We start from the raw sequence: 22,140 nt of genomic DNA on the forward strand, positions 1-22,140 counted from the left end.
CTAGCGGGACGCGAGGTACGCCCGCCAGTCGCCTATCGAGGAGATGTCCGTCAGCTCCGGGGTGTCCACATAGGACGAACGCAGGACGGTGGCGAGGCAGGCCGCGCCGTCCTCGAGTTCGATGACGCCCAGCTCCAGTTCCGGCGGTTCGGCGGGAACGAGATGGTCTCGCAGCACCGTGAGCGGCAGGTCGTAGACCTCGCCCACGACGGACGCGGAACCGCCCTCGCGCATCGCCGGGAACCGGTCGCCCACGGAGAAGTAGTGATACTTGGGCGCGGAGCGGGCCACGCAGCACAACGGCGTGCCCTGCAACTGTTCGTGCAGCGGTCCGCCGCGCATCCCGCCGCCGTTGAGGAACATCAGAACCACGACATGATCCCTTCGATCCCGAAGTACACCCCGAACACCGCGGCCAGGATCCCGAGGATCCAGCCGATCTCGCGGATCTTGCCCTTGCAGATCTTGATCAGCACGTAGGCGACCAGCCCGGCGCCGATCCCGTTGGTGATCGAGTAGGTGAACGGGATCAGCGCGATGGTCAGGAATACCGGGATCGCGAAATCCAGGTCCTGCCAAGGGATCCGGCGGCACTGCGCCATCATCATCCCGCCGATGACCACCAGCGCGGGCGCCGCGGCCTGCGCCGGGACGATGGCCGCGATCGGCGTCAGGAACAGCGTCGCGGTGAACAACCCGCCGGTGACGATGCTCGCCAGCCCCGTCCGCGCGCCCTCACCGACGCCGGCGGCCGATTCGAGGAACACGGTGTTCGGCGCCGATCCGGTGACGCCGCCCGCCAGCGCGCCCGCGCCGTCGACCAGCAGGATGCGGCCCATCCCCTCGACCTTGCCGTTCTTGACCAGCCCCGCCTCCTCCGAGACGGACGTGATCGTGCCCATCGCGTCGAAGAACCCGGACAGCACCAGTGTGAACAGGAAGACCGCCGCCGTCACCGCGCCCGCCGACCCGAATCCGCCGAAGAGATCGATGTCGCCCAGCAGGCTGAAATCGGGATGCGCCACGACCTGGTCGGGCACCTTGGGTTCCACCAGCCCCCAGCCCTCGACGTGGAACACACTGTTGACCAGCACCGCGAGCCCGGTCGCGACCGCGATGCTGATCAGCACCGCACCCGGCACCCCGCGGCTCACGAGCACGATCATCAGCAACAGCCCGAGGCAGAAGATCGCGATCGGCCAGCCTTCGAGATGACCGGCGATCCCCATCCGCACCGGCACCGTCGACTGGGCGGAGTCCGGTGTCCTGGTCACGAATCCGGCGCTGACCAGGCCGACCAGCGCGATGTAGAGCCCGATGCCGACGGTGATCGCGACCTTGAGCGCCATCGGGATCGCGTTGATGATCCGCTCGCGGATGCCGGAAACGGCCATCAACACGATGCAGAAACCTTCGAGGACGACGAGCCCGAAGGCCTGCGCCCACGTCATGGCCGGAGCCATCTGGAAGGCGACGACACCGTTGACGCCGAGACCGGCCGCGAGCGCCAGCGGCGCGTTGCCGACCAGTCCCATCAGGATCGTGGTGACCCCCGCCGCCAGCGCGGTCGCGGTGGTGATCGCCTCGGTGCTCAGCCGGGCTCCGGTGATGTCGGCCGACGCCCCGAGGATGAGCGGGTTGAGCAGCACGATGTAACACATCGCGACGAACGTGGTGATCCCGCCGCGCACCTCGCGGCCGATCGTGCTGCCGCGGTGGGAGATCTTGAACCAGCGGTCGAGCCCGGACAGCCGCCCCGGCTCGGGCGAGGGCAGGTGGGGACGCTCGGTACCTAATTGGGTCATGCCTACTCCACAACGTTGTGGGGCGGGAAGAGATCAGTAAGCCTTCTTGTCGGGTTTCGACAGCCAGGCCTGGAAAGGCGCGAAAGAGTCCGGAAGGGACAGTTGGCCGACGGGTAGTGACCAGGTCTCGCGCGGGCGGGAAAAGAGGTCGTAGAACTCGCGGTCGTCGAAGCCCGCCTCGGCCGCGTCGTGGCGGTCCGCGGCGTAGACGACCTTGCCGACACGCGCCCAGAGCGCCGCGGAAAGGCAGAGCGGGCAAGGCTCGCAGGAGGTCACGAGGACGCAGCCGTCGAGTTTGTAGTCGCCGATCGCCTGGCAGGCCGCGCGGATCGCGACCACCTCGGCGTGCGCCGTCGGGTCCAGCGTCGGGGTCACCTGGTTGGTCCCGGTGGCCAGCACCGAACCGTCGCGGACGATCATCGCGCCGAACGGGCCGCCGCCGTTTTCGACGTTCGCGGTGGCCAGCTGGACGGCTTCGGCGAGCCATTTCTGCTCGTCGGACTCCGAAATGGACAGACGGGTACCCACGGATGTGCTCCTAGCTCGAAAAAGTACGGATTCTCAGGTGCCGGTGAGGTGTTCGGGACGCACCGGGACGCGGGACAGCGCGAGCCCGGTGGCCGCGCGGATGGCCGCGACGATCGCCGGGGTGGACGAGATCGTCGGCGGCTCCCCGACCCCTCGCAGACCATACGGGGCGTTGGGATCGGGCCGTTCCAGGACGTCGATGTCCATCGGCGGCATGTCCAGTACCGTCGGGATCAGGTAGTCGGTGAACGACGGGTTGCGAATCTTCCCGCCGTCGGTCTGGATCTCCTCCATCACCGCGAGCCCGAGCCCCTGCGCGGAACCGCCCTGGATCTGCCCGAGCACCGCCTGCGGGTTCAGCGCCTTGCCGACGTCCTGCGCGCAGTCGAGCGCGACGACCTTGATCAGACCGAGTTCGGTGTCGACGTCCACGACCGCGCGGTGTGCCGCGAAACCGTACTGGACGTGCGCGTTCCCTTGCCCCGTCTCGGGATCGATGGGCACCGTCGGACGGTGCCGCCATTCGACGGTCTCGTCGAAGACCTCGTCGCCGAGGACGTCGGCGAGGTCCGCGAGCACACTGCCGTCGGCCGAAACGACCTTGTTCGCGACGACGTTCAGCTTCCCGTCCGCGGCGAGTTTGCCCGCCAGGTGCTTGTGCAGCCCGGAACGCACCGCGACGCACGCGGCCTGCACGGCGCCGCCGGTGACGTAACTCTGCCGGGAGGCCGACGTCGAACCGCCGTTGCCGATATTGGTGTCCATCGGCAGGATCGTCACCTGCTCGATGCCGAGTTCGGTCCGCACGATCTGCTGCATGATCGTGACCAGCCCCTGGCCGACCTCGCAGGCGGCGGTGTGCACGGTCGCCGCGGGTTCGCCGCCGACGAGTTGCAGCCGCACGCGGGCCGTCGAGTAGTCGTCGAAACCCTCGGAGAAGCAGATGTTCTTGATGCCGACCGCGTACCCGACACCGCGGACGACGCCCTCACCATGCGTGGTGTTGGAGACGCCGCCGGGCATGCGGCGCAGGTCGAGTTCCTCGTGCGTGACCGGCAACGGCTTGGCGCGCAGGCGTTCCAGCAGCTCGGCGACCGGGGCGGCCGAGTCGACGATCTGACCGGTCGGCATGACGCTGCCTTCGGCCATCGCGTTGCGGATCCGGATGTCGACCGGGTCGAGGCCGCAGGCTTCGGCGAGCTTGTCCATTTGGGACTCGTAGGCGAAGCCCGCCTGCACCGCGCCGAAGCCGCGCATCGCGCCACAAGGCGGGTTGTTGGTGTACACGCCCCAGCAGTCGACCGAAGCACTGTCCACATTGTACGGTCCGACGCCCAGGGTGGCGGCGTTCGCGACCACCGCGCCGGTGGACGAGGCGTACGCGCCGCCGTCCAGGTACAGCTTCGCCTTCACATAAACGAGCCGGCCGTCCTTGTCGGCCCCGTGCTCGTAGTACATCTTCGCCGGGTGGCGGTGCACGTGACCGTAGAAGGATTCCTCGCGGTTGTAGACCATCTTGACCGGCTTGCCGGTGTACAGCGCCAGCAAACACGCGTGGACCTGGATCGAGAGGTCCTCGCGGCCGCCGAACGCGCCGCCGACGCCACCCAGCGTCAGCCGCACCTTCTCCTTGGGCAGCCCCAGCGCGGCCACGATCTGCTGCTGGTCGACGTGAAGCCACTGCGTGGCCACGTAAAGGTCGACACCGCCTTCGGTGTCCGGGATCGCCATACCCGACTCCGGCCCGAGGAAGGCCTGGTCCTGCATGCCGACCTCGTAGACCCCGGACACCACGACGTCGGCCTTCACCGACTGGTCGCCGTGCCGGATCTTCGCGTACCGCACGACGTTCCCGCCGGGGTGCAGCTCGGCTCCCTCGCCGGCGGCGGCCTTCTCGGAATCCGTCACCGGTTCGAGGACCTCGTAGGAGACCTTGATCCCCTTCATCGCGCGGCGCGCGGTCTCGGGGTGGTCCGCGGCGACGAGCGCGACGGGCTCGCCCTGGTAGCGCACGACGTCGACGGCGAGCACCGGCTGATCCGCGTGCTCCAGACCGTACTTGTTCACCCCCGGCACGTCTTCGTGGGTCAGCACCGCGTACACCCCTTGCACCGCAAGGGCTTCGGTGATGTCGATACCGGTGATCCGCGCGTAGGGATGCGGGCTGCGCAACGTCGCGCCCCACAGCATGTCCTCGTGCCACAGATCCGAGGAGTAGGCGAATTCGCCGCGGACCTTGACCGTGCCGTCGGGCCGCTGCGGGCTCGTCCCCACCCCGTTCCCGGTGGTCTGCTTGGAGACTTCAGTGGTGGTCATACCGTCTCCCTCAGCCGCGCACTGGCCACGGCCAGCTCACGGGCGATCTCGTCTTCGGATTCCTCGCGCAGCGTTCCACCGTCGACGACGGTCGCGCCGCCGACGTACAGCCGCTCGACCGGCGGGGTCGTGCCGAGCACCAAGGCGGCGACCGGGTCGGTGATCCCGGCGTAGTTCAGGCCGTTCAGGTTCCAGACCGCGAGGTCGGCGAGCTTGCCCACCTCGATCGAACCCAGGTTCTTCTGACGGCCGAGGCAGCGCGCGCCGCCCATCGTGCCCATCCACAGCGCCTCGCGTGTGGTCAGCGCACGGGGTCCGCCGCGCTGTCGGGCCTGGAGCAACGACTGGTGCAGTTCCTCGCCGAGGCCACCGGATTCGTTGGACGCGGCGCCGTCGGCGCCGAGCCCGACCGGCACCCCGGCGTCGAGCAGCTGCCGGACCGGAGCGATCCCTGCGCCGATGCGCCCGTTCGACGTCGGGCAGTGCGCCGCGCCGGTACCCGTGGCACCCATCCGCCGGATCGCCTCCGGGGCGAGATGGATCGAGTGCGCGAGCCAGACGTCGTCGGCGAGCCAGCCGAGTTTGTCGGCGTACTCGGCCGGGGTGCAGCCGACTTCGGCGAGGCACTGCTTCTCCTCGTCGATCGTCTCGGCGAGGTGCGTGTGGAGCCGGATCCCCTTGCGGCGCGCCAATTCCGCCGCGCCGGTCATCAACCGCTCGCTCACCGAGAACGGCGAGCACGGACCGGCCGCGATCTGCAGATGCGCGCCGGCGGACGCGTCGTGGAACCGGTCGATCGCGGCCTCGGTGCCCAGCAGCGCGGCCTCGGTCTCCTCGACGAGGTTGTCCGGCGGCAGCCCGCCCTGTGACTCGCCCCGGTCCATCGAGCCGCGTACGACGTGCAGCCGCACACCGACGCGGATCCGGGCGGCGGCCAGGGCTTCGACCTGGTCGCCGCCGTCACGCGGGAAGACGTAGTGGTGGTCGGCGACCGTGGTGCAGCCGGTGGTCGCTAGCCGGGTGAGCCCGGCCGTGGCCGCCGCGTGCGTGATCTCGGCGTCGAGCCTGCCCCAGATCGGGTACAGCGCGACCAGCCATTCGAAAAGCGTGTGGTCGGCGGCGAGGCCGCGCGTGGCCCACTGGTAGAGGTGGTGGTGGGTGTTGATCAGACCGGGCGTGACCAGGCAGCCGGAGCCGTCGACGCGGTCGTCGTACTCGCCGTCGGGCGCCTTCCCCGCGCCGACCGCCGCGATCCGGTCGTTCTCGATGACGACGTGGCCCGAAGCGTGTTCGGTGCCCGCCCCGTCGACGGTGGCGATCGCGGCGTTCTCGATGACGGTCTTCACGTGGTCTCTCCCCTGGTCGCGGCCAGCCGGACGGCGTCGAGGATCTTCTCGTATCCGGTACACCGGCAGAGGTTCCCCGCCAAAGCCTCCCGAATCTCCTCGTCGGCGGGGTTTTCGACGCGGTTGAGCAGGTCGTGCGCCGCGACCACGAGGCCGGGGGTGCAGAAGCCACATTGGACGGCACCTGCGTCCACAAAGGACCGCTGGACGCGATCCAGCTTGTCGCCCTCGGCGAGTCCTTCGACCGTGCGGACCTCGCGGCCTTCGACCTGGCCGGCCGCGACCAGGCACGAACACACCGGGACGTCGTCGAGGTACACCGTGCAGGAGCCGCATTCGCCCTGTTCACAGGCGTTTTTGGAGCCCGGGAGGCCGAGCCGCTCGCGGAGGACGTAAAGCAGGCTTTCACCCTCCCAGACGTCGTCGGCCTGGCGGGACTCGCCGTTGATCGTCACGTTCACGCGCACTCGCGTTCACCCTTCTGGAAGTCGTTCCACGCCCAGGTCAGCGTTCGCCGCGCCAGGACGGACAGCGCGTGCCTGCGGTAGTCGGCGCTGCCGCGGACGTCGTCGATCGGCGACGCCGCCTCCGACACCAGCTCGCCGAACCGGCGTTTGACGGAATCCGTGATCGAAGCCTTGGTGGACCAGGGAAGCTCGTCGCCGAGGAACTCTTCGGCGGCGGTCGCGCGGCGCGGGGTCGGCGCCGCCGAACCGACGGCCGCGCGGATCTCGCGAGTGTCCAGGTGCAGCGCCAGCGCGAACGAGCAGACCGCGATGACCATCGCGTTGCGCGTCCCGACCTTGGCGAACTGCTGCGGGCCGACCTCGGCCGGCAGGTGCACCGCGGTGATCAGCTCGTCGGGTTCGAGGGCGTTGCGTTTGACGCCGAGGTAGAACTCCTCGGCCGGGATCAACCGGGTGCCGCGGACGGACGCGGCTTCCACCTCGGCGCCGAGCACGAGCAGGACGGGATGCGTGTCCCCGGCGGGTGAGGCTGCGCCGAGGTTGCCGCCGACGGTGCCCCGGTTGCGGATCTGCGGCGACCCGACGGTGCGCGAGGCGATGGCCAGCGCGGGCAGAACTTCACCCAGCTCAGCGATCACCCGGACGTAGGGCACCGAGGCGCCGAGCCGGATCCTGCCGTCGGTCTCGGTCCATTCGGCGAGTTCGGTGACCCGGTTGAGATCGAGCAGCGCACCGGGGCGGCGGTGGTCGAAGTTGAGCTCCACCATGACGTCCGTGCCGCCCGCGATGGGCACCGCGTCGGGCCGCTCGGCCTTGACTGCGAGCGCCTCGGTCAGCGAGCTGGGGCGCAGGAAATCCACTCTCGGGCTCCTCGGTTCGGCGGTGATGTGTGACGGCTGACTCAGTAGACGCCCTGTGCCCGTATGGCGGCAACGGTGCCGAAGCATGAAATCTCCCCTGCACGACCGGGTCGTTTTGTGCTTTCCTACAAACCTGATGACGACCGTGAAAACTCTGCTCGCGCTGCCCGGGCTGCGCTTGCGCGTACGTGCCGGGGCGGCTTTGCTCGACCGTCCGGTGTCCCGGATCTACGTCACGGAACTGTCCGATCCCGGGCGGTACGTGTCTGCGGGCGAACTCGTCCTGAGCGGGTTGCTGTGGTGGCGCGGGCCGGGTGATTCGGAGGCGTTCGTCGCGGCGCTCGCGAAGGCCGGGGCGGCGGCTCTGGCGGCGTCCGGAGCCGACTCCGACGGGATTCCCGAAGACCTCGTCGAAGCCTGTACGCGCCATGGGATCCCGTTGCTCGAGGTGCCGGCGGACCTGTCGTTCTCGGTCGTCACCGAACGCGTCGTCCTGGCGCTGGCCGCGGCCGCGGAAGGCGCTCGCAAACGTTTGCTTTCAGCGGCCACGGAAGACTCGTCGGTCGAGGCCCTCCTGGAGCGAGCGCGCGGCGAGATCGGCCTGCCCTGCTCGGTGGTGCCCGTCGGCACGCCGTCGGATCTCGTGCGCCGGTTCGTCGCCGCGGGCGGGCGTTCACTGGAAGCCGACGACGTCTCGGTCCGGCCGGTCGGCGGCAGGCACGCGCTGCCGTGGCTGCTCGTGATCGGCGGCAGGCTGACCGCCGCGCAGGCGGAGATCGCCGAGGAACTCGCCGGTCTGATCGGACTCGCGCGCACGCGGGCGGACGAGGTCCGCGCCGTCACCGACAGGGTGCTCGAACCGTTGCTCGCCGCGCTCGACGAGGGAAGCGATCCGCACGCGGCGCTGACCGCGACCGGGCTGCGCGGCGATCTCCGGGTCGTCGTCGCGCGCACCGAGGGCTCCGAAGCGGCGCGCGGCATCTTGACCGAACTCATGCCGCCGGGCGCACTCGTCGGCCCCGCCGGCGAAACCACCTGGGCGCTGGCCGAGGACGACCGCGAATGGCCGGAGGACTGGCCCGCCACGGTGACCGACACACTGACCGGTATGGAATCCTTGCTGCCGTGCCGCCGGGTGCTGATCGGCGTCAGCGATCGCTCCCCGGTCTCCGTGCTGCGGGGCGCCAAAGAGGTCGCGCGCTACGCGCTGGCCGTGGCGGAGGAACGGCCCGGCACGATCGAGGTCGTCCCCGGCGGCGAGATCGGCATGCACCGGCTACTGCTGGCGGGCGCACCCGACGACCTGCGAGCCGCGTTGCGACGGCGGGTGCTGGGCCCGCTGCTGAGCTACGACGCCGAACAGGGCACCGATCTGGTGCACACCCTGCGCGTCTACCTCGAATGTTCCGGCTCGCCGACGCGGGCCGCACGGGCGCTGCACGTCCACGTCAACACCTTGCGCTACCGGATCGGGCGCGCGAGCGAACTGCTCGGCACCGACCTGACCGAGTTCACCGAACAGCTCGACGTCTATTTGGCCTTGTCGGCAGGGAGCTGAAATGGGCATCACCACGGCGAAAGAAGCCGCCTACGACCCGCGCGTGGTCGCTTTCGGCCGGATGATGGGCGCCGCGAACCGGCTCGAATACCTGCTCGGCCGCGCGCTGGAGGCCGAATGCGGGATATCGCACCTGATGTTCGAGGTCCTGCTCATCGTCGGCAGGTCGGGTGAAGCCGGGATGAGCATGCGCGCGATCGCGCAGGAGCAGGTGCTGACCACCGGCGGCGCGACCAGGCTGGTCGACCGGATGACCACGCTCGGCCTCGTCGTCCGCTCGTCCGACCCCCAGGACCGTCGCGTGCAACTCGTACGGCTGACCGCACAAGGCGAGGAGACGACCGTGCGGGCCGCGCGGGTGCACGTCGAGAACATCCAGCGGCTCTTCCTCGACCCGCTGCCCGCCGACCACCGTGACCGGTTCGCGCAGGACCTCCGGACACTGACCCACTCGGCACGTGACGCACTCCCCAAACTCCGGTAGGAATATCTGACCAGTCAGACATCGTTGGGTCCGTCATGAAGCTCATCTATGTCTTCGACGCGTACTGTGGCTGGTCGTACGGGTTCGCCCGCACCATGGCCGACGTCGCGCACCGGCATCCGGACCTGCCGGTCGAAGTGGTGTCCGGCGGCCTGTTCCTCGGCGGGCGCCGGGTCCCGATCCGGCAGTTCGGCTACGTCCAGGGAGCCAACGCCGAGATCACCCGCCGGACCGGCGCGCCGTTCGGGGAGAGCTACGAACGGCTCATCTCGGACGGGGAGTTCGTCATGGACTCCGAAGCCGCCGCCTGCGGGATGGCGGCGTTGCGCGAGGTCGGGCCGGACCGCGCGGTACGGCTCGCGGCACTGCTGCAGGAGGCTTTCTACCTCGACGGGCTGAGCCTGTCCGAGGTCTCGACCTATCGTGTGGTCGCGCAGCGGGCAGGCCTGGACGGGGACGCCGTCGAGGCCGCGCTGGACCGGGTTTCCGCCGCGGACGACTTCCGGCGAGCACGGGAATTGGGTGTCACCGGATACCCGACCCTGCTCGCCGCCTTTCCCGCGGACGACGGGGAACGGGTCGTCACGCTGGTCTCCGGAAACGCGAGCGCGGACGAGGTGGAGCGGCGGATCGGCGCGCTGGTTTCCTGAACTGCGTTCTATCCGGCGCGAGGATCGCCCGGATCGATCATTTCCGCGCCGATGATCGTGCCGATCTGGTCGGCCGCCCGCACGACCTCGGCGGGCGGGTTCGCCGCCCGCTCCGCCAGTTCGTCCTGCCGACCCGGCTCGCCCCGGTCTTCGCCGGGCGCCACCGGTCGCGGATCGAACTCCTGGCGCAACTGAACGCCAGTGTCCCGCAGTTGCCCCCGAAGCAGCTCCAGGCGCACCTCTCCCTCCTCGATCTCCAGCCGATGACGCTGCCAGGTCATCACCATCTCCAGCAGCCGGTGCAACCCGTACAGGGCTGCCGCGCCATAGGCGACCGGCGCCGAACGCTCGGCGAGCCCCGACAACACGCTCACCCAAGGACTGGCCATGGTGGTCCGAACGATTCCAGGAGACCTCGGCAGAACCCGCGCCGAGGAATCGAGCCATCGCGACTCGACGGGCGGGAGCAAACTGGCGTGGCCCGCCAGGATCAGCAGCGCGGTAACGTTCCGCTGATAGTCCTCCAGCGTAGGCACCGGGCCGAGGTCCACTTCGAGGAAGAGCAGTGGACCCGCCGCCGCGTCGGGGTCCAAGGGGTCGAGGCCACGGGTGATTCCCATAAGCCGATACCGCCCGATTCCGGGCGCACCACGAAGTCGGCTCTCGCCACTTAAGCTGGCGTCATGCCTACCTCCACAGTGGTCCGGGCGGCGACGTCCGCGGACGCAGATGCCATCGCGAAAATCTGGTACCACGGCTGGCAGGACGGCCATCTCGGCAACGTGCCCGACTCGCTCGTCCGTATCCGCACCCGCGAGTCGTTCTGGGAGCGAGCCGCGGAGCGCGTCGGCGACACGACAGTCGCCGTACTGGACGGCGAGGTGGCGGGTTTCGTGATGGTCGTCGGCGATGAGGTCGAACAGGTCTACGTTTCTTCGGATCATCGCGGAAGCGGCGTGGCCGGCGTGCTGCTCTCGGAGGCCGAACGGCTGGTGAGCGCAGGCGGGCATGCACGCGCTTGGCTCGCCGTTGCGCCGGGGAACGCGCGGGCGCGGCGGTTTTACGAGCGGTGCGGGTGGGTTGACGATGGCGAGTTCGATAATCGGGTCACCGGTCCGGAGGGGATGGTTTCGGTGCCTTGCCGACGTTATGTGAAGACGATTGCTTGAACCTTCGCAATTAGGCGACTAATTGCGGTGGGTTCGGGTGCCTTGCACCCTTACGTAATCAACCTGACGGGCACCGCAGGCGCGTTGACGCTGGGAGGCCCGGGAATTGAGCCTCCGGTTTCATTGCCTCAGCGTGTTCAGACCACAACGAGAGGATCACCCTTCAGTGGTAAATGCACTCGTTCACGGTGACTTAAAATTACGAACACGTGTTCGATTGTTTTGCGGTATTCTTGAGGGGTGCCCGAGACCTATCTTCCCGAGTTGCCGCAGGAGTTGTGGCGCGCTGGCAAGCTGGAGCTTGCCCATGGCGTGCAGCAGTCTCTGTGGATGATTCGGATGGCTACCGCCGGTTTGGGGCGGTATTTGGCGGAGATCGAGTCTCGGGCGTCAAGGACTTGTACGGGTATGGCCGTACGGCCAACTGGTTCGCCGATATCGCGGGGTTGTCGGTCGGTGAAGCCCGTTCGGTGGTGAACCGGGCCATCGCGCTGAATCCCACGCGTGCGTTGGACGGCACCGAGGTTCCTGCCGTGGCACCGGCTACTGCCGCTGTCGCCGCCGAAGGCTTGGTCGGGGACGAGCGGATCGATCAGATCCTGGAGTTCTTGAAGAGGCTCCCTGCCGACACCTCCGCGGAGGATCGGGCGAGTGCGGAGAAGATTCTCGCCACCCTCGCCCGCGACGCCGGTCCCCGCCAGTTGGCGGACGCTGAAGCGAATCTGCTGGCGTTGCTGGACCCGGACGGCAACGAGCCGAAGGATCCCGAACCCAAGGAGCCGCGCCGGGAAATCACCCTGGAGCGCCGGAAGGACGGGTTCTGGAAGCTGACTGGTCTGCTCGATGACGAGACCGGTGCCCGCACCGCGGCCGCGTTGGAGGCGTATGCCCAGCCGCGGCCGGTGGACGAGTTCGGGCAGGCGGATCTGCGGATGAAATGCGAACGCCTGGGAGACGCCTGGGCCGACATCCTCGACCTGGCGATCGCGTGTCCCGATCAGCCCGGCACCAGCGGCTACCGGACGTTGGTGAATGTCACCATCGGCCTTGACGAGTTGAAGTCGGGTCTCGGGACCGCGTGCCTGGATTTCGTGGGGACGATGACCTCCCGCGAAGCCCGCCTCGCGGCCTGCGACTGCCTCATGCTGCCGGTCGTAATGAGCGCCACGGGCGAACCCCTGGATGTGGGGCGGCTGCGGCGGTTCGTCACCCCAGGGCAGCGACGTGCGTTGAACATCCGCGACAGCGGCTGCGCCTTCCCCGGATGTCATCGGAAACCGAAGAACTGCCACGCCCACCACATCGTGCACTGGGCAAACGGTGGCCCCACCGACCTCCGAAATCTCGTGCTGCTGTGCGGGTTCCATCACCGGCTGATTCACCACGGTGACTGGGAAGTCCGGATGGCCACTGATGGGTTACCGGAGTTCATCCCACCCCAATACCGAGATCCGCTCCGAAAGCCTCGGCGTAACACCCTGCATCACCGCTGAGCCCCGAGGAGCCCGCCAGCCACACCGGCGACGGGCCCCTCGGCATGCCCACTGGAACCACAGGACCGAGCTAGGCCTTGTGGCTCAATGTGTTTCGGCGAATCGTGGGCGAGTCCCGGTGATGTCGCGGGATGCGATCCCGGAAATCGGGCCGTTGCTCCCGTCAACGAAGGGCCGTAGGTCGATCGGCGAGCAGCGGTTGAGGCGACGACATGGCGGGACCTGCCGGAGTGATTCGGGAACTGCAACAAACTTCAAGCGATAGGCACAGGGAGCGCGGCGCGCCAAGGATGCAGTCCCTCGCCGAGGGTTCGGCCGGTCCCGTGGTGATCTGACATCCAAGACCCACCTGACCTGTGCTGAGCGTGGCCGCACGGTGGCGTTCGTCCGACTCCCGGGCAGGCGGCGTTTCCCGAAACTCAAGCAGTGGCGCGGAATCGCGAAGAAGTCTGACAAGCCGGCCGCGACACTCCACTGGCTCGCCAGGAATCCGGGAACAACGAATCGCTCAAGGTGATTTCTGGCTCCACCGGACCAGATACCCAGGCCCGTCGAGACGGTGACGATGCTCATCGAAGGAGGCCCAGTACGCGGTCCTCTTCCGGCGTGTCCGCGGAACTCGGCGCAGCGGCGCCAAAACCTCCTCGAGTTCGCCGTAGCGAACATTCTTCGGTGGACTACCAGGATGGGATCCGACCTGGCCGTTACCCAGCCACTCCGCGAAGATCGGATAATGCTCGATCTCCGCCTCGAGCGCGGAGCGGGTGATAGGCCAGATCAGGAGCTCGCCCGAATCGGCTTCATCCTCGCCCGCGAAGTACGCGCTCTGAAAGTAACAGGGCACACCATCCACGTCGGCCACGCCTGACACTGGAACGTACACGCGTTCAAAACCTGAGCCGTCAGGACCTGCCGCCGATGAGCCACATCATCCACTGGAACCCACAGCCCGAACTTGCAGCCGGTGGCGGCGGCCCCCACGTGCGATCTCCCCAACCGCTCACTGAGCGGGATCTCGAGGAGCCGAACCCAGATAGGCCAAGGACATTTCGGTCGTCTCACTCGCCCAAGCGTCCCAGCCGAGGCCGTCGGACCAGAACCGGCCGCTGGCGGCCCGGTGCACACAGGATCCGATGATGGTCCGGCTCGTCATCCGGATCGCCCGCTCCTCGTCCGCCCGGCGGATCTCGCCGAAGCAAGGCCGGGCAGCCTCCACGAAATCGCGCTGAATCGTGTCCAGCGCCCGGAGGCCGCGGTCGCGCCCTTCGGCGCGCTGACTGTCGAGCAGTTCGGAGAAGATCCGGTCGTGACGGGCGAAGGTCAACGCCAAAGCCTGGGTGAAGGCGCCGACGACCGCGCTCAATCCTGGCTCAGCGGAACGAAGCGCTTCGTTGACGCCGACCTCCAACTGTCCTAGCAGCTGGTCTTTCACGGCGTACAGCAGCTGGTTCTTGCCGTCGAACCGGCGGTAGATCGCGCCCACCGACATGCCCGCCTGCTCGGCGACCGCGGCGACGGTGAACTCCTCGAAGCCCTGGCCTGCCAGAACGTGCTCGGCCGCGGCCAGCACCTTCTGCAACGACTCCCGGCTGCGGGCCTGCTGCGGCGGCCGGAAGCCCTGCTCGACGGATCGACTCACCGGCCGCACGTTACCGCACCCAGATGCGAATGATAATTTCTGTTCGCATATTACGGAGCGCGAAGGGCGGCATCATGGTGAGCATCGAGGTGCAGGGCGCCTACGTCGATTTCCCGATCTTCGACGCCAAAACCCGGTCATTGAAGAAACAGGTGCTCGGCAAGGTCGGCGGCAAGATCGGCACCGACGCGAAGGTCCCGGTCATCGAGGCGTTGCGGGACATCTCCCTCTCCCTGAGCGAGGGCGATCGCGTCGGCCTGGTCGGGCACAACGGCGCCGGGAAGTCCACGCTCCTGCGGTTACTGTCCGGCATCTACGAGCCGACCAGAGGCAGCGCACGGGTGGTCGGCCGGATCGCGCCGGTGTTCGACCTCGGCGTGGGGCTGGATCCCGAGGTCTCCGGCCACGAGAACATCCTGATCCGAGGCCTGTTCCTCGGCATGAGCCGCAAGCAGCTGACGAAACGGGTCGACGACATCGCGGAGTTCACCGAACTGGGCGACTACCTTCACCTGCCCTTGCGCACCTACTCCGCGGGCATGCGGGTGCGGCTCGCGCTCGGCGTGGTCACCACCATCGACCCGGAGATCCTCATCCTCGACGAGGGGCTCGGCGCGATCGACGCCGCGTTCCTCATCAAGGCCCGCGAACGCCTGGTCGACCTCGCCCGCCGCTCCGGAGTACTGGTGTTCGCCTCCCACTCCGACGAACTACTGCGCGAACTGTGCACCACCGCCCTTTGGATGGACGAAGGACGGATCCGGGCGCGCGGCTCACTCGACGAGGTACTCGCGACCTATCACGGCTGATTCAGAGAAAGATCTTGACCAGCTGGTCCTGGCCGTCCGGGTCTCGCAGCACGACCTGCTTGCCCGCGCGGAGTTCCGCGTCGACGAACTCGTAGACCAGCAGCGCGCGGTTGACCAGGTCGACCTTCTTCAACCCGGTGCGCTCTTGCAGTTTGCCCAGCGCGTCGACCGCCTCGGCGATCAGCGCGACATTGACGCGATCGACCACCGCGGGGCGGCCGGTCGCGGTCTCCTCGACCGATGGCATACCTGCTCCCTTCCCCTGCGACCGTAAGGGCCGCCTGGCCCATGCTGACACAGAAGGTGCGCTTTAACCACATTTTCCACACTAAAAATGTGCGAGATGGGTTGCGACTCACCTCAGGGCGGTCCTACAGTGGGTGTCGGCCCCCCGGGGCCGGGCCAGACCGACATCCGTCCCATGCGACGGACGGCAAGTGCGACCACTCACTTCGTCGGCCTGACAGGAGAAACGCGGCGCGCGAGCTGGGAGGAAGCTCGCGAGCCGCAGATGTGAGGGGAAACGGAGGCAGCTGGGGAGTCGCCTCCGGGTGAAAGTGGTCCCCAGCTTGACGCGCCAATCCCGGCTCGCCTGACTGGGCCGGAAAGGGCATGCGCATGGCTGCCGAAATCGAGGGCCCGGGAGAGGCCGCGCCCGTGGAAGCAGTACCGGGCTGGGACGAGACACCGACCCCGCTCGCCAGGATCAGGATCGAAACGACCGAGCTGAAGGCCGAAGCGACGGTGCCCGCCACCGAAACCCGTCGGCTCCTCGCGACGATCCTGAACACGTTGTTGGTGCTCGGAGCCGTACTCGGCCCGGCGCTCACGTTGCAGGTGGTTCCGGCCGCCTTTCCGGTGTGGGCGACGGCGGGAACGATCGCAGCCCAGCTCGCCATGCTGGTGCTCGTCGCGAAGTCCGCGCACCCGAAGGAGACGCCCGGCCGCGGTCCATCCGTCTGACGCCGCCCGGGCGAGGAGCGGCTGAGCGAACGCCTGCCACGAAAGGCGCTCGCTCAGCCGCTCCTCACACCGTCCGTCGCGCGTAGCGGTCCAACTCCGCCCGGGAGAACGAAAGCTCCCCCACGTCGACGGCTCCGCAATCCAAGCCTCGCACCAGGAAACTCGCCAACGCCTGAGCGGTCGCCGGTTCGTCCAGCACCCCGCGCCCGGTCTGGTCCGCGTAGTCCCGCAACCGGCCCAGCGCCGCCGGGAAACCCTCGCGGAAGAACGCGTACGTCGCGGCGAACCGGGTCGGCAGCTGATGCGGGTGCAGATCCCAGCCCTGGTAGAAGCCGCGTTCGAGGGATCGCCGCACCAGCCGCAGATGTTCGCGCCAGGCCGGGAGGATCGCGTCGCCGACGGGCAGCTTGTTCGTCGAGCCGTCGGAAAGCCGGACGCCGGTGCCCGCGGCCGAAACCTGCATGAGTTGCTTGGCGAAATCGGCGGCCGGATGTTCCATGCTCTGGTACTCGGCGCCGATCCCGAGCCCGGCGCTGTAGTCGTAGGTTCCGTAGTGCAGACCCGAACACCGGCCGCGCGCGGCTTCGATGATCCGCGGGACCGCCACCGTCCCGTCCATGTCCACAATGGACTGGGCGGTCTCGATCTGGACTTCGAACCGCAGCGCGCCCTCGGGCAGCCCGTACGCGGATTCGAGGCGCTCCAAGACGTCCGCCGCCACTTCGACCTGCTCGACGGCGGTCACCTTCGGCAGCGTGACGACGAAACCATCCGGCAGCGGACCGCTTTCCAGCAACCCGGCCAGGAAGAGATCGAGCGTGCGGATGCCGCGACGGCGGGTCGCCTGCTCGAAGCTCTTGAACCGGATGCCGACGAACGGTGTGCCGCCCGTGACGGCGAGGGTCCGCCCGGCGGCGAGCGCGATGGCGTCCTCTTCGTCATCGCGCGGCCTGCCGAGGCCGTCCTCGAAGTCGATCCGCAGATCCTCGATCGGCTCGGTCAGCAGTTTGGTCCGGACCCGGTCGGCGATGTCCGCGTCCAGGCCCAGCTGATCGGCGTGCTCACCGAAGACCCGCAGCGCCTGCTTGCCCCAGTCCGCCACGAGCCGCGTCTTGTACCGCGACGCGGGCACGTACACGGTGTGCACGGGCTGGCGGCCGGGCGGCTCGCCGGGGTACTTGGCCACGACGCGCGCGTCGGCTTCTGCCAGACGCGCGTCAGCGGCGGTGTAAACGTCCTCGGTGAGCCGCCCGTTCCCCATCTGTCTACTTGATCCGTTCGTAGGCGGGCAGGGTCAGGAAGTCCGGGAACTCGTCGGCGAGCGCGACCTGCTCGAACAGTTCGACGGCGGGCTCCAGCAGCTCCGGCTTGATCTCGGCGGCGAGTTCGCCGCGGACCTCGGCCAGCACGCCGCGCACCAGCTCCTCGGTGACCTTGTCGCCGGTGTCGAGCTGCGTGCCGTTGCGCACCCACTGCCACACCTGCGAACGCGAGATCTCCGCGGTGGCGGCGTCCTCCATCAGGTTGTGGATGGCCGCCGCGCCGTTGCCGCCCAGCCAGGAGGCGATGTAGCGGATGCCGACGTCGACGGCGGCACGCAGCCCGGCCGCGGTGGCACTGCCCGGCGTCGAAGCCGCGTCGAGCAGCTGGTCGGCGGTGACGGACACCTCGTCGCGGGTGCGGTCGAGCTGGTTCGGCTTGTCGCCGAGGACCTTGTCGAACTCTTCGCGGCAGATGTCCACCATGCCGGGGTGCGCGACCCAGGAGCCGTCGAAGCCGTCGCCGGCCTCACGGCTCTTGTCGGCACGGACCTTGTCGAGCGCCGCGGCGGTGACCTCCGGGTCCTTGCGGTTCGGGATGAACGCGGCCATACCGCCGATCGCGAACGCGCCGCGCTTGTGGCAGGTGCGCACCAGCAGCTCGGTGTACGCGCGCATGAACGGCGCGGTCATGGTGACCGAGTTGCGGTCCGGCAGGACGAACTTCTCGCCCGCGTCGCGGAAGTACTTGATGACGCTGAACAGGTAGTCCCAGCGGCCGGCGTTGAGGCCGGAGGCGTGCTCGCGCAGTTCGTAGAGGATCTCCTCCATCTCGAACGCGGCCGGGATGGTCTCGATCAGCACGGTCGCGCGGACGGTGCCGTGCTCGATGCCGAGCGCCTTCTCCGCGTGGGTGAAGACGTCGTTCCAGAGCCGGGCTTCGAGGTGGCTCTCCATTTTCGGCAGGTAGAAGTACGGTCCCTTGCCGCGGTTGAGCAGTTCCTGCGCGTTGTGGAAGAAGTGCAGGCCGAAGTCGACCAGCGCGCCGACGGCCTGGCGCCCGCCGAAGGACAGGCCACGCTCGTCGAGGTGCCAGCCGCGCGGGCGGACGACGATGGTCGCGTGCTCGACGTCGTCACGCAGGGCGTAGCTCTTGCCGCCGCTTTCCAGCGTGATGGTCTCGCGGACCGCGTCGTACAGGTTGACCTGGCCCGAGACGACGTTCGCCCAGTGCGGCGTGTTGGCGTCCTCGAGGTCGGCGAGCCAGACCTTGGCGCCGGAGTTCAGCGCGTTGATGGTCATCTTGCGGTCGGTAGGGCCGGTGATCTCGACGCGGCGGTCGCGCAGCGCGGGCGGGGCCTCGGCGACCTTCCAGTCGCCCTCGCGGATCTCCTTGGTCTCGGGCAGGAAGTCGAGTTTGCCGGTGGTCCTGGCCTCCTCGCGGCGCTTGCTCCTGGCCTGCAGCAGCTCGTCGCGGCGGGCGGCGAAGGCCTCGTGCAGGCCGGCGAGGAAGACGAGGGCCTCCGGCGTGAGGATTTCGTCCCCGCGCTCGACCGGATCGCCGAGCACCTGAGCTTCAGACATGAGTAACACCCCGAGTTCGGAAAGATAACGTCCCTACGGTTTTACATGACGGACTATAGTTTCTGCATAGCGGAACATCAACGCCGACGTAAGGAGTACCACGGTGGCAGCGGAGAAGAACGGGCGCGACGGCGGCGTCCAGTCCCTTCAGCGGGCCTTCGAGCTCCTCGAGCATCTCGCGGACACCGGCGGGGAGGCCAGTCTTTCGGAGCTGGCGACCCTGTCCGGGTTGCCGATGCCGACCATCCACCGGCTGATCAGGACACTGGTGGACCTGGGTTACGTCCGGCAGAACACCAACCGCCGGTACGCGCTGGGCGCCCGCCTCATCCGGCTGGGCGAGAACGCCAGCATGCAGTTCGGCTCGTGGGCGCGGCCGCTGCTCGCGGAACTGGTCGACGAGGTCGGCGAGACCGCGAACCTCGCCGTCCTGGAGCGCGACGAGGTCGTATACGTCGCCCAGGTGCCCTCGAAGCACTCGATGCGGATGTTCACCGAGGTCGGGCGGCGTCTCCTGCCGCACGGCACCGGCGTGGGTAAGGCGATGCTGGCGCATCTGCCGTCCGACGACGTCACGGCGCTGCTCGCCAGGACGGGCATGCCCTCCTACACCGAGCACACCTTCACCGACCAGGACGCGCTCCTGCGCGAGCTGGCGAAAATCGCCCAGCAGGGTTACGCGCTCGACGAAGCGGAGCAGGAACTGGGCGTCCGTTGTGTCGCCGTCGCGGTGCCGGGCGCGCCGGTGCCGGCGGCCGTCTCGGTGTCCGGGCCTTCGGGACGGCTCACGATGGAAGCCGTCGAGCGGATCGCGCCCGTCGTCCAGCGGATCGCGAACTCGCTCGGTTCGACCCTTTCGCAGGACGGGGTCACCGTTTGAGCCTGGCCTCCAAGCCGTCGAGCATCCTGTCCAGCCCATAGCGGAACTTCTCGTCACGGAGCCGGACCGGATCGGTTCCGGCGGCGGCCCTGGTGAGCGCTTCCCGCTGATGCGGATGTCCTCGCACCGCCTCCTCGACGGCGGGCCGCAGGCGCTCCGCCCAGTCGCTTTCGCTCCGGCCGCTCTTGGCGACCGTCGTGAGCCAGGCCGCCTCGGTCGTCCCCATGCCGATGACGTAGGAGATGACCGCGCTGATCGCCTGATCGGCCTCGTCACCGGGGAAGCCCGCGCCCGCGAAGACACCCAGCAGCCGCTCGTTGAGCCGCATGACGTTCGGCCCCAGGTACGACAGGCCGACCGAGCCGAGCAGTGAAGCGACCCACGGGTGCCGCAGGATCATCGCGCGAACGCTTTCCGCTCCCACTACGGCCGCTTCGCGCCACCCTGCCGAGCCGTCGCCGTCCGGCACGGTGATCTCGCCGTAGACCTCGTCGACGACGAGTTCGATCAGCTCGTCTCGGTTCGCCACGTGCCGGTAGAGCGACGTCGCGCCCGCGTTCAGCGCGGTGCCCAGCCTGCGCATGCTCAGCGCGTCGACACCTTCGACGTCCAGGAGCCGGACGGCCTCGGCCACGATCTGCGCCTGGCTCAACGCGGGTTGGTCCCGCTTCCGGCGAGGACGGGTCCATACCGACTGGATCGGCTGCTCCTCGATCGACATGCCCCCACCTTAGCGCACGAGGTACCCCCTTGCGTACGCCGTTTCTTTTTGCGTACAGTGTGCGCGTCAGTCGAACAACGTACGCAAACACCTCTGGGGGTATCCCGATGAACGAACCCGTCCGCGATCCACGCCGCTGGTGGATCCTGATCGTGCTGTGCCTGAGCACGCTCGTACTGGTCGTCGACAACATGGTGCTGACGGTCGCCATCCCGCCGCTGGCCGAAGATCTCGGGGCCAGCGCCCAGGACACGCAGTGGATCCTGGACTCCTACATCCTCGTGTTCGCCGGCCTGCTGCTCACGTCGGGAAGCCTCGGAGACCGGTTCGGGCGCCGGAAGGTGATGCTCATCGGCCTCCTCCTGTTCGGAGTGGCCTCACTCGTCGCGGCGTTCGCCGCGAATCCGCTCGAACTGATCGTGTCCCGCGCGGTGATGGGCGTCGGCGGCGCGCTGATCATGCCGAGCACCCTGTCGATCCTGATCACCGTCTTCGACGACGAAGAACGCCGCAAGGCGATGGCGGCCTGGAGCGCGGTCGCGATGATCGGCCTGATCGGCGGCCCGGTACTGGGCGGCGTGCTGATCGCGTGGTTCTGGTGGGGCGCGGTGTTCCTGATCAACGTGCCGATCGTCGTCATCGCCGTGCTCGCCGCGCTCACCCTGATGCCGGAGTCCAAGGGCCCGTGGCAGAAGCCCGACCCGCTCGGCGCGATCCTGTCCGCGGCCGGCATGGTCGCGCTGGTCTGGACGATCATCGAACTGCCCAAGCACGGCCTCGCCGAAGCCGGGACCGTGATCCCGCTGGCGGTCGCAGTGGTGTGCCTGACCGGTTTCGTGTTCTGGGAGCGGCACACGCCGTCGCCGATGGTCCCGCTCAAGCTGTTCCGCAAGCGTAACTTCAGTGGCGGCAGCCTGTCGCTCACGCTGGTGCAGATCGGCAACGGCGGGCTGCTGCTGCTTCTGACCCAGTACCTGCAGTTCGTGCTCGGCTACACCCCGACCGAGGCGGGTCTCGCGTTCATCCCGATGGCCGTCGCGTCGCTGCTGTTCAACACCCTCGGCGCCACACTGGGCCAGAAAATCGGCAACCGCACACTGGCCACCGTCGGGATGACCGTGATGGCCGGCGGCTTCGGCCTGCTCGCGACGATGTCGGCGAGCGAAGGTTTCCTGCTGCCCGCGATCGCGCTGTTCCTGCTCGGCGCCGGCGGCGGGCTGGCGATGCCGGCGGCGATCGCGGCGCTGATGGGCGAGGTCCCGGAGGAGCAGGCCGGTGTGGGCTCCGCGCTCAACGACACCATCCAGCAGCTGGGCGCCGCGCTCGGCATCGCGATCCTGGGCAGCGTCGTGTCGGGCCTGTTCACCGCGAACATGCCCGAGTCCGCCCCGGCGCAGGCACGGCTTTCGATCGGTGACGCCTTCGCGATCGGTGACGGCGGCCTCATCACCGCGGCCCGCGAGTCGTTCACCTCGGCGATGTCGACCACGTTCCTGGTGAGCGCGGTGGGCGTGCTGGCCGCGGCGGTGGTCGCGTTCCTGGTGATGCGGGACAAGAAGACCGCACCGGTTCCGGCCAGCGAGAACGTCCCAGTCACGGCCTGACACGC

The 22,140-nt window shown here is 68.5% G+C and carries 22 protein-coding genes and 1 pseudogene; 9 read left to right on the forward strand and 14 right to left on the reverse strand.

All coding sequences use genetic code 11. The features are described 5' to 3' along the window. The 7 genes from AC0685_RS12550 to AC0685_RS12580 are packed head-to-tail and all read right to left on the reverse strand — an operon-like array spanning position 1 to position 7,322. Positions 1-372, reverse strand: coding sequence for an allophanate hydrolase-related protein (locus AC0685_RS12550; protein ID WP_478225614.1), 372 nt, complete (start codon positions 370-372; stop codon positions 1-3). Beyond that, entirely contained in the window at positions 363-1,805 is a 1,443-nt protein-coding gene (locus AC0685_RS12555) for an NCS2 family permease (protein WP_478225615.1), read from the reverse strand. The genes AC0685_RS12550 and AC0685_RS12555 overlap by 10 nt, the downstream gene beginning before the upstream one ends. A 33-nt stretch (positions 1,806-1,838) precedes the next feature. Further along, positions 1,839-2,333 carry a nucleoside deaminase gene (locus AC0685_RS12560; RefSeq protein WP_016336263.1) on the reverse strand — a complete coding sequence of 165 codons (495 nt, stop codon included), beginning with the start codon at positions 2,331-2,333 and terminating at the stop codon, positions 1,839-1,841. Between the two features lie 33 nt (positions 2,334-2,366). Next, entirely contained in the window at positions 2,367-4,649 is a 2,283-nt protein-coding gene (pucD, locus tag AC0685_RS12565; RefSeq protein WP_478225617.1) for a xanthine dehydrogenase subunit D, read from the reverse strand. Then, positions 4,646-5,995, reverse strand: coding sequence for an 8-oxoguanine deaminase (locus AC0685_RS12570; protein WP_478225618.1), 1,350 nt, complete (start codon positions 5,993-5,995; stop codon positions 4,646-4,648). Before AC0685_RS12570 ends, pucD begins: the two co-directional genes overlap by 4 nt. Beyond that, positions 5,992-6,462, reverse strand: coding sequence for a (2Fe-2S)-binding protein (locus AC0685_RS12575; protein WP_478225619.1), 471 nt, complete (start codon positions 6,460-6,462; stop codon positions 5,992-5,994). Before AC0685_RS12575 ends, AC0685_RS12570 begins: the two co-directional genes overlap by 4 nt. Continuing rightward, positions 6,453-7,322: an FAD binding domain-containing protein gene (locus AC0685_RS12580; RefSeq protein ID WP_478225620.1), complete on the reverse strand. Its 870-nt coding sequence runs from the start codon at positions 7,320-7,322 to the stop codon at positions 6,453-6,455. Before AC0685_RS12580 ends, AC0685_RS12575 begins: the two co-directional genes overlap by 10 nt. A gap of 136 nt (positions 7,323-7,458) precedes the next feature. Between AC0685_RS12580 and AC0685_RS12585 the strand changes: the two genes are divergently transcribed. Genes AC0685_RS12585 through AC0685_RS12595 form a run of 3 tightly spaced genes read left to right on the forward strand, consistent with a single transcriptional unit; the run spans position 7,459 to position 10,014 of the window. After that, positions 7,459-8,880, forward strand: a complete 1,422-nt coding sequence (locus tag AC0685_RS12585) for a PucR family transcriptional regulator (protein WP_478225621.1) — start codon at positions 7,459-7,461, stop codon at positions 8,878-8,880. A 1-nt stretch (position 8,881) separates the two neighbouring features. Next, positions 8,882-9,364: a MarR family winged helix-turn-helix transcriptional regulator gene (locus AC0685_RS12590; RefSeq protein ID WP_478225622.1), complete on the forward strand. Its 483-nt coding sequence runs from the start codon at positions 8,882-8,884 to the stop codon at positions 9,362-9,364. A gap of 35 nt (positions 9,365-9,399) precedes the next feature. Beyond that, the gene (locus AC0685_RS12595; RefSeq protein WP_478225623.1) at positions 9,400-10,014 is read left to right on the forward strand and encodes a DsbA family protein; all 615 of its coding nucleotides are present in this window, start codon (positions 9,400-9,402) and stop codon (positions 10,012-10,014) included. 8 nt (positions 10,015-10,022) lie between these two features. Here AC0685_RS12595 and AC0685_RS12600 read toward each other — a convergent pair whose 3' ends face one another. Further along, positions 10,023-10,634 carry a hypothetical protein gene (locus AC0685_RS12600; protein ID WP_478225624.1) on the reverse strand — a complete coding sequence of 204 codons (612 nt, stop codon included), beginning with the start codon at positions 10,632-10,634 and terminating at the stop codon, positions 10,023-10,025. A 63-nt stretch (positions 10,635-10,697) separates the two neighbouring features. On the opposite strand from AC0685_RS12600, the gene AC0685_RS12605 reads away from it, so the two are divergent. Together AC0685_RS12605 and AC0685_RS12610 are read left to right on the forward strand one after the other, a co-directional pair. Then, positions 10,698-11,183, forward strand: coding sequence for an N-acetyltransferase family protein (locus AC0685_RS12605; protein ID WP_478225625.1), 486 nt, complete (start codon positions 10,698-10,700; stop codon positions 11,181-11,183). A gap of 240 nt (positions 11,184-11,423) precedes the next feature. Further along, a pseudogene (locus AC0685_RS12610) lies at positions 11,424-12,676 on the forward strand (HNH endonuclease signature motif containing protein). A gap of 508 nt (positions 12,677-13,184) precedes the next feature. Here the strand turns inward: AC0685_RS12610 and AC0685_RS12615 are convergent. Together AC0685_RS12615 and AC0685_RS12620 are read right to left on the reverse strand one after the other, a co-directional pair. Beyond that, positions 13,185-13,538: a hypothetical protein gene (locus tag AC0685_RS12615; protein WP_478225626.1), complete on the reverse strand. Its 354-nt coding sequence runs from the start codon at positions 13,536-13,538 to the stop codon at positions 13,185-13,187. Between the two features lie 138 nt (positions 13,539-13,676). After that, a complete protein-coding gene (locus AC0685_RS12620) occupies positions 13,677-14,315 on the reverse strand; it encodes a TetR/AcrR family transcriptional regulator (RefSeq protein WP_478225627.1) in 639 nt (212 codons plus the stop codon). A gap of 74 nt (positions 14,316-14,389) precedes the next feature. Here AC0685_RS12620 and wzt point away from each other — a divergent pair, with 74 nt between their 5' ends. Further along, a complete protein-coding gene (gene wzt / locus AC0685_RS12625; protein ID WP_478225628.1) occupies positions 14,390-15,124 on the forward strand; it encodes a galactan export ABC transporter ATP-binding subunit Wzt/RfbE in 735 nt (244 codons plus the stop codon). Between the two features lies 1 nt (position 15,125). Here the strand turns inward: wzt and AC0685_RS12630 are convergent, their stop codons facing one another. Next, positions 15,126-15,371, reverse strand: a complete 246-nt coding sequence (locus tag AC0685_RS12630; RefSeq protein ID WP_340687303.1) for a hypothetical protein — start codon at positions 15,369-15,371, stop codon at positions 15,126-15,128. A gap of 371 nt (positions 15,372-15,742) precedes the next feature. On the opposite strand from AC0685_RS12630, the gene AC0685_RS12635 reads away from it, so the two are divergent. Then, entirely contained in the window at positions 15,743-16,087 is a 345-nt protein-coding gene (locus AC0685_RS12635; RefSeq protein WP_478225629.1) for a hypothetical protein, read from the forward strand. 64 nt (positions 16,088-16,151) lie between these two features. Here AC0685_RS12635 and AC0685_RS12640 read toward each other — a convergent pair whose 3' ends face one another. Both AC0685_RS12640 and aceB read right to left on the reverse strand, forming a co-directional pair. Then, positions 16,152-17,348 (reverse strand): DUF6986 family protein, encoded by a 1,197-nt coding sequence (locus tag AC0685_RS12640; protein ID WP_478225630.1) that lies wholly within the window; start codon positions 17,346-17,348, stop codon positions 16,152-16,154. Positions 17,349-17,352: 4 nt separating this feature from the next. Then, complete coding sequence (gene aceB / locus AC0685_RS12645; protein ID WP_478225631.1) at positions 17,353-18,930, reverse strand: malate synthase A; 1,578 nt, start codon at positions 18,928-18,930, stop codon at positions 17,353-17,355. Positions 18,931-19,033: 103 nt separating this feature from the next. On the opposite strand from aceB, the gene AC0685_RS12650 reads away from it, so the two are divergent. Next, on the forward strand, positions 19,034-19,810 hold the full coding sequence (locus AC0685_RS12650; protein ID WP_125673234.1) for an IclR family transcriptional regulator: 777 nt from the start codon (positions 19,034-19,036) through the stop codon (positions 19,808-19,810). Here the strand turns inward: AC0685_RS12650 and AC0685_RS12655 are convergent. Then, the gene (locus AC0685_RS12655; protein ID WP_478225632.1) at positions 19,800-20,531 is read right to left on the reverse strand and encodes a TetR/AcrR family transcriptional regulator; all 732 of its coding nucleotides are present in this window, start codon (positions 20,529-20,531) and stop codon (positions 19,800-19,802) included. The two genes, AC0685_RS12650 and AC0685_RS12655, sit on opposite strands and share 11 nt — an antisense overlap. A 107-nt stretch (positions 20,532-20,638) precedes the next feature. Here AC0685_RS12655 and AC0685_RS12660 point away from each other — a divergent pair, with 107 nt between their 5' ends. Continuing rightward, positions 20,639-22,135 carry an MFS transporter gene (locus tag AC0685_RS12660; protein ID WP_478225633.1) on the forward strand — a complete coding sequence of 499 codons (1,497 nt, stop codon included), beginning with the start codon at positions 20,639-20,641 and terminating at the stop codon, positions 22,133-22,135. Positions 22,136-22,140 lie beyond the last annotated feature (5 nt).

This window comes from Amycolatopsis sp. NPDC043889 (assembly GCF_056435645.1).

What these genes read in the sequence shown, in the direction of transcription:
- AC0685_RS12605 (WP_478225625.1), top strand. Translation starts at nt 10,698, where the DNA reads ATGCCTACCTCCACAGTGGTCCGGGCGGCGACGTCCGCGGACGCAGAT.
- AC0685_RS12590 (WP_478225622.1), top strand. Translation starts at nt 8,882, where the DNA reads ATGGGCATCACCACGGCGAAAGAAGCCGCCTACGACCCGCGCGTGGTC.
- aceB (WP_478225631.1), bottom strand. Translation starts at nt 18,930, where the DNA reads ATGTCTGAAGCTCAGGTGCTCGGCGATCCGGTCGAGCGCGGGGACGAA.
- AC0685_RS12585 (WP_478225621.1), top strand. Translation starts at nt 7,459, where the DNA reads ATGACGACCGTGAAAACTCTGCTCGCGCTGCCCGGGCTGCGCTTGCGC.
- AC0685_RS12630 (WP_340687303.1), bottom strand. Translation starts at nt 15,371, where the DNA reads ATGCCATCGGTCGAGGAGACCGCGACCGGCCGCCCCGCGGTGGTCGAT.
- AC0685_RS12600 (WP_478225624.1), bottom strand. Translation starts at nt 10,634, where the DNA reads ATGGGAATCACCCGTGGCCTCGACCCCTTGGACCCCGACGCGGCGGCG.
- wzt (WP_478225628.1), top strand. Translation starts at nt 14,390, where the DNA reads ATGGTGAGCATCGAGGTGCAGGGCGCCTACGTCGATTTCCCGATCTTC.
- AC0685_RS12635 (WP_478225629.1), top strand. Translation starts at nt 15,743, where the DNA reads ATGGCTGCCGAAATCGAGGGCCCGGGAGAGGCCGCGCCCGTGGAAGCA.
- AC0685_RS12655 (WP_478225632.1), bottom strand. Translation starts at nt 20,531, where the DNA reads ATGTCGATCGAGGAGCAGCCGATCCAGTCGGTATGGACCCGTCCTCGC.
- pucD (WP_478225617.1), bottom strand. Translation starts at nt 4,649, where the DNA reads ATGACCACCACTGAAGTCTCCAAGCAGACCACCGGGAACGGGGTGGGG.
- AC0685_RS12640 (WP_478225630.1), bottom strand. Translation starts at nt 17,348, where the DNA reads ATGGGGAACGGGCGGCTCACCGAGGACGTTTACACCGCCGCTGACGCG.
- AC0685_RS12595 (WP_478225623.1), top strand. Translation starts at nt 9,400, where the DNA reads ATGAAGCTCATCTATGTCTTCGACGCGTACTGTGGCTGGTCGTACGGG.
- AC0685_RS12660 (WP_478225633.1), top strand. Translation starts at nt 20,639, where the DNA reads ATGAACGAACCCGTCCGCGATCCACGCCGCTGGTGGATCCTGATCGTG.
- AC0685_RS12555 (WP_478225615.1), bottom strand. Translation starts at nt 1,805, where the DNA reads ATGACCCAATTAGGTACCGAGCGTCCCCACCTGCCCTCGCCCGAGCCG.